Origin of the sequence: Flavobacterium columnare NBRC 100251 = ATCC 23463, from assembly GCF_002530675.1 — a bacterium.
Lineage (GTDB): Bacteria > Bacteroidota > Bacteroidia > Flavobacteriales > Flavobacteriaceae > Flavobacterium > Flavobacterium columnare.
This window is the reverse complement of sequence record NZ_PCMX01000135.1, coordinates 1-11,463: the sequence shown is the minus strand read 5'-3', so window position 1 is coordinate 11,463 and position 11,463 is coordinate 1. Positions and strand designations below refer to the sequence as shown.

At 28.7% G+C, this 11,463-nt stretch carries 8 protein-coding genes and 1 pseudogene; 8 read left to right on the top strand and 1 reads right to left on the bottom strand.

Annotated elements, in window-relative coordinates; translation table 11 throughout:
- The first annotated feature begins 32 nt into the window (after positions 1-32).
- The 7 genes from B0A78_RS13440 to uvrA all read left to right on the top strand — a co-directional run bounded on the left by B0A78_RS13440 (position 33) and on the right by uvrA (position 8,413).
- On the top strand, positions 33-428 hold the full coding sequence (locus B0A78_RS13440; RefSeq protein ID WP_077225179.1) for a thioredoxin family protein: 396 nt from the start codon (positions 33-35) through the stop codon (positions 426-428).
- Between the two features lie 7 nt (positions 429-435).
- On the top strand, positions 436-1,455 hold the full coding sequence (locus tag B0A78_RS13435) for a YncE family protein (protein ID WP_014165265.1): 1,020 nt from the start codon (positions 436-438) through the stop codon (positions 1,453-1,455).
- Between the two features lie 777 nt (positions 1,456-2,232).
- Positions 2,233-2,721 carry a hypothetical protein gene (locus B0A78_RS13430; RefSeq protein WP_014165264.1) on the top strand — a complete coding sequence of 163 codons (489 nt, stop codon included), beginning with the start codon at positions 2,233-2,235 and terminating at the stop codon, positions 2,719-2,721.
- Positions 2,709-3,419, top strand: a complete 711-nt coding sequence (locus B0A78_RS13425) for an NRDE family protein (protein ID WP_014165263.1) — start codon at positions 2,709-2,711, stop codon at positions 3,417-3,419. The genes B0A78_RS13430 and B0A78_RS13425 overlap by 13 nt, the downstream gene beginning before the upstream one ends.
- Complete coding sequence (locus B0A78_RS13420) at positions 3,419-4,441, top strand: D-alanine--D-alanine ligase (protein ID WP_014165262.1); 1,023 nt, start codon at positions 3,419-3,421, stop codon at positions 4,439-4,441. The genes B0A78_RS13425 and B0A78_RS13420 overlap by 1 nt, the downstream gene beginning before the upstream one ends.
- A gap of 71 nt (positions 4,442-4,512) precedes the next feature.
- Positions 4,513-5,154 carry a LysE family transporter gene (locus B0A78_RS13415; RefSeq protein ID WP_014165261.1) on the top strand — a complete coding sequence of 214 codons (642 nt, stop codon included), beginning with the start codon at positions 4,513-4,515 and terminating at the stop codon, positions 5,152-5,154.
- A gap of 451 nt (positions 5,155-5,605) precedes the next feature.
- On the top strand, positions 5,606-8,413 hold the full coding sequence (uvrA, locus tag B0A78_RS13410; protein WP_065213515.1) for an excinuclease ABC subunit UvrA: 2,808 nt from the start codon (positions 5,606-5,608) through the stop codon (positions 8,411-8,413).
- 165 nt (positions 8,414-8,578) lie between these two features.
- Here uvrA and B0A78_RS13405 read toward each other — a convergent pair whose 3' ends face one another.
- Positions 8,579-9,754, bottom strand: coding sequence for a M28 family peptidase (locus B0A78_RS13405; RefSeq protein WP_014165259.1), 1,176 nt, complete (start codon positions 9,752-9,754; stop codon positions 8,579-8,581).
- A gap of 305 nt (positions 9,755-10,059) precedes the next feature.
- Between B0A78_RS13405 and B0A78_RS13400 the strand changes: the two are divergent.
- A pseudogene (locus B0A78_RS13400) lies at positions 10,060-11,463 on the top strand (aminopeptidase); the annotation flags it as partial.

Genomic DNA, 11,463 nt, shown 5'->3' with positions numbered 1-11,463 from the left:
ATTATTAACCGTATTAAAAAATTTATAACAACATGAGACTCCCTATCACAATTGCTATACTATTAATTAGTATTTCTTTTTTTGGACAAACTTCCAAAAATTTAAAAACAAATAAGCAAGAAAAAATAAAATTAGAAAAATTAACGATTGAAAAATACAATCAATTGGTTTCTCAAGATTCTATCATCATAGTTGATTTTAATGCTAAATGGTGCGGTCCTTGCAAAAAATTAGCTCCTATTTTAGAAAAAGTTTCTAAAGAGAAAAAAATAAAGCTTATTAAAATAGATACTGACAAAAATCCTGAATTAGCTCAAAAATTAAACGTTGAAGGTCTTCCTACCTTACATTACTATAAAAAAGGAAAATTACTTTGGGAAAATTTAGGTTTTATAACCGAAGAAGAGCTTCTTAAAAAATTAAATTAATCTACCTATGAAAAACAATTTTTTAATTCTAGCACTCAAAGCTTTTTTTACTAGCTTTTTTATTTTATCATGCGATAAAAATAATGATGATACTACTCACCTTTTGTACGAAGAAACTGTTGCCGTTGCAAATAGAGGATCTTCTTCAGTAAGCTTTTTTGATGCTAATACAAATGCCATTAACAGTACATTAAAAATTACAAACTCAGAACCTATGTATCTTGTTTTTGTTCCTTCAAAAGATAAACTATATGTTGGGGATCGAAAAAACAAACAGGTTCATATTATCAATCCTAGTACACAAAAATTAGAAAGTTCAATAAACGTAGGAAATGGGGTGTTTCATATGTGGGCTGATGGACTAGACAAACAACTTTGGGTTAATAATGATATAGATAATACCATTTCTGTTATTGACCTAAATACTAATTCCGTTATTAAAACTATAAATGTAGACATGAAACCTCATGATGTTTTTCTAACAAAAGACGGAACGAAGGCTTATGTATCTGTTTTAAATTCTGATCAAGGATTGCCTGACAAAGTATATATGTATTCTACTAATAACTATGAAAAGCTAAAAGAAGTAAACGTAGGAAAGGATCCTCATTTATTTCACTTATCAAATGATAATAGGTTAATTGTACCATGTCAATCTGGTGAAGTATATAATATAGATGGAGAAAAATTACAAATTATTTCTCAAAAGTTATATTCTGGTGCTCATGGTCTATATCCTAGTCCTAACTTAGAAAATATTTTTGTTACTAATATTACAGGTGGAGAAATATATTCTATTAAAACTAATGATTTAACTCAAAATCATACTCCTCTTTCAACCAGCAAACCTGTGCCTCATAATTTAGTTTTAAATAAAGATGGGAATAAAATTTTTACAACTCATTCTGGAGCAAACAATACTACAGTATCTGTGTACAAAGTAATTCAAAATAAATTAGTACACGAACAAGATATTACTGTTGATAGAAATCCATTTGGTCTGACTTATTATAAAAGAAACCAATAAAGTTTGTTTTTATCACTTAAATGATAATGATTGTAAATTTTTCTTTTAAATAAGAATTTCAATACTTTTTTAATGGAAAAGAGGCGTTTCTAATTTTTTAAACTTGTCATTAGGCTTTATTTTATTGTTTGATTAGAATAACGAAAGCTTTAAACTATAAAAGGGAATATCTTTTACCCTAATATAGATATTAGATACTAATTTTTGACTTTTGAACATCTCTTTTCCATAATTTTTTAAAGACAACATCTGAAAAAATACCTACAGAAAAATATTAAGACCAACCTAAGTACTTAATATTATTTTTTTTAGATATATATTTTATAATGTTATTAAAGTCTTAAAATAAAAACTTAAAAACAAAAACTAGTAGTAAGTTGATTTTTTTTACTCATGAACTCTTTTAAAATGCACTTTGTATTAACACTAAATTTAGTAATTATATTACTTCAAACAGTCTCTTATAAATTCATGACCAGCCCTGAATATGTTTATATCTTTAGAAAACTTGATATAAAACCTTTGGGTAGATTTTTTCAGGAATTATAGAATTAATTAGTTCTTTTTTATTATTTTTCAAGAGAACAAAGTTTTATACTTCCTTAACAATTTTAGGAATCATGACTATTGTTTTGTTATCACACGTATTAATTTTAGGTATTGAAATTATTCATTATAGAGAGGAGCTTTATACCTATTAGCCTGTGTTTTTTTACATTAAGTGCTTATTTTTCCTTTATGTATAAAAATATTTTAATCAATTGAAAAAAAATACTTATGAATTTTACCTCAATCATAAATACGCTTTTAGAGCTAAAAACAATCATTATGCAGTTAGATGATCCTGATTTTATAGCTCCTATTTCTTCTCTAAGCAACGCCTCAGTAGGTCAACATTCTCGACATATCATAGAATTATTTCAAACCCTCTTAAAAGGATATAATAAAGGTATGATTAATTACGATACTAGAAAGCGAAATGCAGCAATACAAACCGTAAGAACACAAGCTATATCGGCTATTGATCTAATTATTAATGAAGTAGAAAAAGAAAATAAAAAACTAATAATAGAGCATTGTATTTCTGGAATTCCAACTTTTATAGAAACTAATTATTTTAGAGAAGTACTTTATAATTTAGAACATTGTATTCATCATCAAGCCTTAATAAAAGTAGGTTTATTAAATTTTAGTTATGTTCAAATTTCTGAAACATTTGGTGTAGCACCATCTACTATTGAATATCGTAAAATATGTGTACAGTAAGTTATATTTTTAGTAATAATACAATTATAATCACCTCTAATAGAGATGAAAGAGTAGCTCGCCCTAAGGCTTTAGTTCCCAAATCATATATGGGTACGTATAAAAAAATGTTTTTCCCTAAAGATTCAAAAGCAGGTGGTACTTGGTATGTATTAGATGATAAAGGAAATATAATCGTTTTATTAAATGGAGCCTCAGAAAAACATACCCCTGAAGAAAATTACAGAAAAAGTCGGGGTTTAATCTTACTTGAAATATTTGACAGCTATAATTGCATTGACAAATGGCTAACTTTTAATCTTAGTAATATAGAACCCTTTACACTGGTAGTTTATGTTAACAAACAACTCTACCAGTTGCGTTGGGACGGCGCAATAAAAGACACAAAAACATTAGATCATCAAGGAAGATATATTTGGTCCTCTTCTACTCTATATCCTAACCATATTCGATTGGAAAGAGAGTTTTTATTCAATAAGTTTACTAAAAGTAAAGATATAATTTATGCTAATGATATAATTCATTTTCATCAATATACAAAAAAAGATGATACAGAAAACGGATTGGTAATTAACCGAAATAACGCTTTAATTACACAAAGCATTACCCAAACAATCATTAACCAAAACAAAATAGTTTTTACTTATAAAGACTTAATTGCTGAGCAAACTTATGAAAACACTTTTTTAATGTTATAATGAAACTTTTTATACACAAACTAACTCATTGGGAGTATTGGCCGTTTCAGGTTGTTTACATCCCTATTTATTTTTTATGGATCTATTATGCTATCCGTTCTCGTACCTTATTTTTCTTTAATACCGTAAATCCAACCATTAAAAATGGAGGTTTTTTTAATGAAAGTAAAAATGATATATACCAATTGATCCCACAGCAATACTATCCTAAAACATATTTAATAAATTACAGAGATTCTATTGAACAAGTTTCAACACATTCCCTAACTTTTCCTTTTATTGCAAAACCTGACATTGGTTTACGGGGAAGTGCTGTTAGACGAATTCACTCCTTAGAAGATTTAAAAAAATACCATACAAATGCTGGTTTTAATTACCTTCTTCAAGAATTAATTCCCTTTTCTAACGAAATTGGCATATTTTACGTTCGTTTCCCTAACGAAAAACAAGGACGTATCACAGGAATTGTTTCTAAAGAGTTTATGATTATTACAGGTGATGGAAAAAACACTATTGAAAACCTCATCAAACTAAATCCTCGTTATGAATTACAATTAAATGTCTTACGAAAAGAATTAGGCTCTAAAATTTATGATATTCTGCCCAAGGGAGAAATCTATAATCTTGTTCCTTTTGGCAATCATTCTAGAGGAACAAAATTTGTAGATATAAGCCATCAAATTTCCGAAAAACTAACACAAGTAATTGATGCTATGTGTCAACAAATAAATGGATTTTATTATGGTCGTATGGACTTAATGTATAATACTTGGGAAGAATTAGAAAATGGAAAAAATTTTATGATTGTAGAATTAAATGGCTCAGCAAGTGAACCTACCCATATTTACGATCCTAATCATTCTATTTTTTTTGCTTGGAAAGAAATTGCCAGGCATATTACCTATATGTTCCAGATTGGACAACAAAATCATACAAAAGGAATTCCTTACTTAAACCATACGGAAGGCATGAATGAATATCGTAAACATCAAGAACATTTTTATAAGCTTACTCAAATTTAGTCATTATTTTATGACTATTACCAACAGCAATTTAGGGTCGAATAATATCATCTAAAAATAAAATTATACAATTGAATCTAAAAATAAAAAATATAGCAGTAGGTTTTGCCATTAGCTTTATAGGCTCTATCCCCCTCGGTTATTTAAATATAATAGGCTTACATTATTATAAAAAAAGCAATATAGTTCCTACATTAGTTTACCTACTAGGCGTAGTACTTGTAGAAAGTTTCGTCATTTATTTTACAGCTAAGGGTATTTCTAAAATTAGTTTAAATCCAAAATTAAAATCCAAAATTTCTTTATTTAGCATCCTTTTCTTATTGCTTCTCTCCTATTTAGCTAAACAACCCATTGATTTAGAAAAGACAAACAATCAAACATTTATTTTAAAACAAATACAAAACTCCCCTTTTAGTACAGGAATACTATTCAGTGCTCTCAACTTTTCTCAAATTCCTTTTTGGTTGAGTTGGAATGTATATATGCTAAACGAAAAATATATAATCCCTTCTAAAAACGGACTCCTTTTGTATACTTTGGGGGCATTAATAGGAACTTATACTGGTATGCTAAGTTTGATCCTTTTTTTAGATAAAACGACAAACTATATCCAACTACCTCTTCAAAAATACATCTCTAGCATTTTTATCTCTTTAGCCATTTGGCAAAGTATCATTCTAATAAAAAACAGGCTTATTTATAAAAACTAAACATTCTTTTATCCAATCAAGCATTTACTTATATCAGACCAGTAATTTATAAAAGCATAAAACGCTACTATAAATATAAAAACAGTTATAGACTTGATATTATTGATTTTATAATAGATTAGTTCAATCAATAAATTACATTATAATTCGTTTAACAAATTGTATTCATCAATCAGTACACTCCGTACAATATTTTATTATATCTCATTTCTTATTTAAAACTAAAAATTTTAAATGGGTTGATTCAATTCATTCTTTTGTACTTGCAGTTAAATATTTATTTTTAAAGTATATAAAAGTCCTTATATAAATTAAAATTTTAATTATTTTTTTAAAATATTGAAGTCTATAAACCTTAACCTTTTATTGAAAAAGTCTGTAAAATGAAATTTTATATCTCTCCTTTTGAAATTATATTTCTTTACCTTTGTAGAAATTCGTTTTGCTTAAAATGATACAAGATATTCACACTCTAGACCCCAAAAAAAATATACTCATAAAAGGAGCACAAATTCACAACCTAAAAAATTTAGATGTTGCAATCCCTAGAAACAAACTCGTTGTTATCACAGGATTATCAGGCTCTGGAAAATCAAGCTTAGCATTTGACACATTATATGCTGAAGGACAGCGCAGATATGTAGAAAGCCTATCTAGTTATGCACGACAATTTTTAGGGAGACTTGATAAACCAAAAGTTGATTATATCAAAGGAATTGCACCAGCTGTAGCAATAGAACAAAAAGTAAATACTACAAACGCAAGATCTACTGTAGGCACTTCCACTGAAATTTATGATTATCTAAAACTGTTATTTGCACGAATTGGCAAAACCTATTCTCCTATTTCTGGTTTAGAAGTCAAAAAACACACAGTAACTGATGTAATAGAACACATCCAAAAGTTAGAAGAAGGAAATCGTTATTTACTTTTAGCACCAATACATTTAGAAGAAGGAAGAACATTAGAAAACAAATTAAAAGTTCTTTTACAACAAGGTTTTAGTAGAATATTAATCAATAATGAAACCATTCGTTTAGATGAGTTTACTGACTCTGAGGAAATAAATAAAAAAAACTTCCATCATGATAAAAACATCTTGTTAATTATAGACCGTTTAGTTATCAAGCATGAAGAAGATTTTTATAACCGGTTAGCTGATGCTGTTCAAACCGCTTTTTATGAAGGCAAAGGATTTTGTTATTTACAAGAATTTAATAGTACTGAAAAAATTACATTCAGCACTAATTTTGAATTAGATGGTCTTTCTTTTTTAGAACCTAACATCCATCTATTCAGTTTCAATAATCCTTATGGAGCCTGTCCTACATGCGAAGGATATGGTAATATAATAGGCATAGATCAAGATTTAGTAATACCCAACACCGCATTATCTGTGTATGAAAATTGCATAGCACCGTGGAAAGGAGAAAGCATGAGTTGGTACCGCGACCAATTAGTAAATAATTCACATAAATTTGATTTTCCTATTCATAAACCTTATTTCCAACTAGAAGAATCACAAAAACAATTAATTTGGGAAGGAAATCAATACTTTGAAGGACTTACCCATTTTTTTAAAGAATTAGAAGAAAAAAACTATAAAATTCAAAATCGCGTTTTATTATCACGCTATAGAGGCAAAACAAGATGTTCAACGTGCAAGGGAAAACGATTAAGACCTGAAGCTAGTTATATAAAAGTCCATCAAAAGACATTGCCCGAACTTGTAGATTTGCCTATCCGTAAATTAATACCCTTCTTCAAAGAGTTACCTCTATCTGAATACGATGCAAAAGTAGCCAAACGATTACTTATAGAAATCAATAATAGATTAGCTTTTTTAGAAAATGTAGGTTTAGATTATCTGACTTTAAACAGAAATTCTGCTACTCTTTCGGGGGGCGAATCACAACGAATCAACCTAGCTACGTCATTAGGAAGTAGCTTAGTCGGATCAATGTATATATTAGACGAACCTAGTATCGGATTACACCCTAAAGACACTGAAAAACTAACTAAAGTACTAGAGTCGTTACGCGATTTAGGCAATACCGTAATAGTGGTAGAACATGATGAGGATATCATGAAATCAGCTGATATGATCATAGATATTGGTCCTGAAGCAGGTACCTACGGAGGCAACTTAGTAGCACAAGGCACGTATGAAGAAATACTAAAATCTAGCTCACTTACTTCTCAATATTTAAATGGAAAACGCACCATAGATGTTCCTAAAAAAAGAAGAAAATTTAAGAATCATATAGATATTATTGGAGCTAGAGAAAACAATTTACAAAATCTAGATATTACTATCCCTCTAGATGTATTAACAATCATTACAGGTGTATCAGGATCTGGTAAAAGTACATTAGTAAAAAAAATACTATACCCTGCCCTACAAAAACAATTGGAAGGCATAAGTGAAAAACCAGGTCAATTTACTGAAATATCTGGCAACTATTCTCATATCAAGCATGTAGAATATGTAGATCAAAACCCTATAGGTCGTAGTTCTCGCTCTAACCCCGTTACGTATATAAAAGCATACGATGACATTCGTGATTTATTTGCTAAAGAAAAAGTTTCTAAACTAAGAGGATACCAACCCAAACATTTTTCTTTTAATGTAGATGGTGGCAGATGTGAAAGTTGCAAAGGAGAAGGAACAATCAATGTAGAAATGGTTTTCATGGCTGATGTTTCATTACCTTGTGAAACTTGTAATGGAAAACGTTTTAAAAAGGAAATTTTAGAAATACAATTTGAAGGTAAAAACATAGATGATCTACTTAAACTAACTATAGACGATGCCTTAGATTTCTTTAAAACAAACAATCAAAATAAAATTGTTCAAAAATTACAACCTCTACAAGATGTTGGTCTAGGCTATGTACAATTAGGACAATCCTCTTCTACTTTATCTGGAGGCGAAGCACAACGGATTAAACTTGCTTCTTTTTTAGTTAAAGGAGCTACAAAAGACAAAGCCCTTTTTATTTTTGACGAACCTACAACAGGTCTTCATTTTCACGATATCAAAAAATTATTAAAATCATTTGATGCCCTAATAGAAAAGGGACATTCTATTTTAGTCATCGAGCACAACCTTGATATGATCAAATGCGCTGACTATATCATAGATTTAGGTCCTGAAGGTGGTGAAAACGGAGGACAATTACTAGCCTTTGGTACACCTGAACAAATAGTAAAAGAAAAAAAATCAATTACTGGAAATTATTTAAAAAGCAAACTATAATTGGCATACTATTTGAATAATAACAACTTAAGAATTGAATTCATATTTAGTTTGATACTAATATAATAAGTTTTAGTTAGGTTGGTTTGTTTTTATGAGGCGGTCCGAAAAGTAACAATTTAGTGTTCCCTTTTCGGATCGCCTATTTTTTACAAATAAAAACGATTAACGTACTAAGATCTTTCTTTTAACTTTAAAATTATCACTCTGAAATACAACCAAATATACACCTTTTAACAAAGAAGCAACCTCCAATTTTTCTATTAATTGAGGCTGATAAAAACTCTTATCTATCACTTTTTTACCATTTATATCATACAATTCTACTTTATAATTGTTTAAGGAAACACCTTCTGTGTGAATTTGTAAAATATTTTCAGGCATATTTAAATAAAACAAAATCCTATTGGAATCCTCTAATTTATTCAAAGTAAGAACAGTTTCAGCCTTTGCAAAATGTAATAATCCTCCTAAAGCTGCCTGCGCTACTTTATAATTATAAACTGGATCCATATTTACTAACAAATCCGTAATCGTATGCTTATGTAAGGTTTCGTTAGTCTCAAAAAAACCAGTTATCACTTCATTATTAGACTGAAATGGCATATAATCAGATGCGTAAGCATACGACAATACAGCTTTTAAAGGCGAGTACAATTCTACACATTTCATCAATTCACGAGTATATGTATCTGAAAGTATGTTATTGGTAGAAGGCGAGTTATTTTCATCTCTTTCACAGGTAATTTTATCATTTACTAGATTGGTTACCCCTCCCACTTCATCTAAATTAAATACTAAACGAATATCCATCTTGGGTGAAGTAGCATTAACAAACGTATTCACATAATGTTCACTTCCCTTTAGATTGTCTTCTTCTCCACTAAAATTGATAAATTTAATTGAATATTCCGTATTTATATCTCTTATTAGCCGAGCCATCTCTAAAATAGAAACTATTCCACTCCCATTGTCATTCGTTCCCTTGCCATTAATACTATCATAATGCCCACAAACAATAATATAAGTATTAGGATAAGTGGTACCTGTCTTAGTTATAATTAAATTCTTACACATAGAACCAGAATAACTATAAGTATCTGTGGTTATTTGCTCATCTGTATATCCGTACGTTTTATAGCTATTAACAAGCCATTGATACGTATTTTCTAACGCTTCTGTACCACGATATTTTACCCCTAAATTTTCAAACTCAGTCAAATGATTGGTTATATTATCTTGTGATACCTGATTAACTATTTCGGCATATCGCTGTACAAAAGTTTGACCTACAAAAGAGTGTACAAAAGTGAAAGTAAATATCAATGAAAGTTTTTTCATAGTTCTTTTTTGTTATAGTTTCTTATAAATAGCCTCTTATTTTTTAAAAAAAAATTATAAACAACCATTTTGTTGCAAAATTTAACACAATTTTATATCCTTTGCCTTGAATTAATAAAAACCCACTAAAACTAGCATAAAAAACATTAAAAAGCATTACTATCCTATATTATTAAGCACAAATTAACAATTTATTAATACTAAGATTTTTCTGATAACAATATGCAACGAAAAAATTGATTTTCATTTATTTAGAATAATACATAATTCAAAATTCTTTATTTATATTGCAATAAAACTAAATTTTGAAAAAACAGTTCCTAATAATCATTCTATTTTTCACACTTGGTCATGTAAATTATACATACAGCCAGCAATCATTAAATTGTAAAGTTTTTCTAGAATCTCATTCTAAAAAACTAGTTGTTCAACAAAAAATAATTTATAAAAATCAGTACCCCTATCCTATTAATCAATTAACATTTAATGATTGGAATCATAGTTTTTCTAACAGACAAACCCCCCTTGGTAAAAAGTTATCGGATCAATTTGTTCGAAATTTTCACTTATCCAATAAAAGTGAAAGAGGAGAAACTTTTTTAAACACAATTACGGTCAATAACACCGTAGTGACACCACAAAGAATTCCGAATCAAATAGACCTATTTTCTATTCCTATTCTCAATCTAAAATCAGGTGATTCAATAGAAATACAATTAAACTACGAACTCCAAATACCCCATAATAAATTTACTCGATGGGGAACAAATAAAGAAGATTTTTATTTAAAAGACTGTTTTTTGTTAATCAACAAACAAATAAACAGTAATACGGGAGTTACCTATAGCAATGAAAATACAGAAGATGCTACTTATGAAGAAGTTAAGGAAATGCTGTTTTCCTTTGAGATTCCCGATCAATACAATATTATTTCTAACTTAAACTCAATAGACTCCAAAACGTTTAAAAGCATCCATTCAAAAGAATATCAATTCATAATAGAAAAAAATAAAACGTTTGAAACCCTTTCTAACGATAATACATCTATTATAACCAATTTAGAAAGTAAAAATGTTAATGAAATTCAAAAATTCCTTATCATTGATAGGATCATTAAGTATTTTGAAAAACACATAGGAAAGTCTAAAACAAAACGTTTGCTCATTTCGCAAGTTGACTATGATCGAAATCCTTTCTATGGGTTAAATCAACTACCAAGCCTTTTGAGTCCTTTTCCTGATAGTTTTTTATATGAATTAAAATTTTTAAAAGTGTATTCACAAAGTTTTTTGAAATCTAATTTAAACATTGATTGGCGAAAAGATCATTATTTATTAGATGCTATTCAACACTATTACCTGATCAATTACATTGAAGAATATTACCCCAATATAAATTTAGCAGGAACACTTAACCGATTTAAAATACTAAAAGGATATGAGTTCACAAATGCTGCGTTTAACGAACAATATTACCATGCGTACCTTATAATGGCCAGAAAAACACTAGATCAAGCGTTAAACACCCCTAAGAACAAACTCAGTAAATTCAACGAACAAATTGCACTCAAATACAAAGCTGGATTGGCATTTAAATATCTTGAAAATTACTTAGAAGATCAATCGTTAGAAAAAAGTATTCAAGAATTCTTTAATATTAATCAAAAAAAATTTTGCAACACGATTGATTTTGAAACTATTTTAAAAAAA

Bases quoted from the DNA above. Each gene is read 5' to 3' on its own strand.
- B0A78_RS13440 (WP_077225179.1), top strand. From the start codon at position 33: ATGAGACTCCCTATCACAATTGCTATACTATTAATTAGTATTTCTTTT.
- B0A78_RS13435 (WP_014165265.1), top strand. From the start codon at position 436: ATGAAAAACAATTTTTTAATTCTAGCACTCAAAGCTTTTTTTACTAGC.
- B0A78_RS13430 (WP_014165264.1), top strand. From the start codon at position 2,233: ATGAATTTTACCTCAATCATAAATACGCTTTTAGAGCTAAAAACAATC.
- B0A78_RS13425 (WP_014165263.1), top strand. From the start codon at position 2,709: ATGTGTACAGTAAGTTATATTTTTAGTAATAATACAATTATAATCACC.
- B0A78_RS13420 (WP_014165262.1), top strand. From the start codon at position 3,419: ATGAAACTTTTTATACACAAACTAACTCATTGGGAGTATTGGCCGTTT.
- uvrA (WP_065213515.1), top strand. From the start codon at position 5,606: ATGATACAAGATATTCACACTCTAGACCCCAAAAAAAATATACTCATA.
- B0A78_RS13405 (WP_014165259.1), bottom strand. From the start codon at position 9,754: ATGAAAAAACTTTCATTGATATTTACTTTCACTTTTGTACACTCTTTT.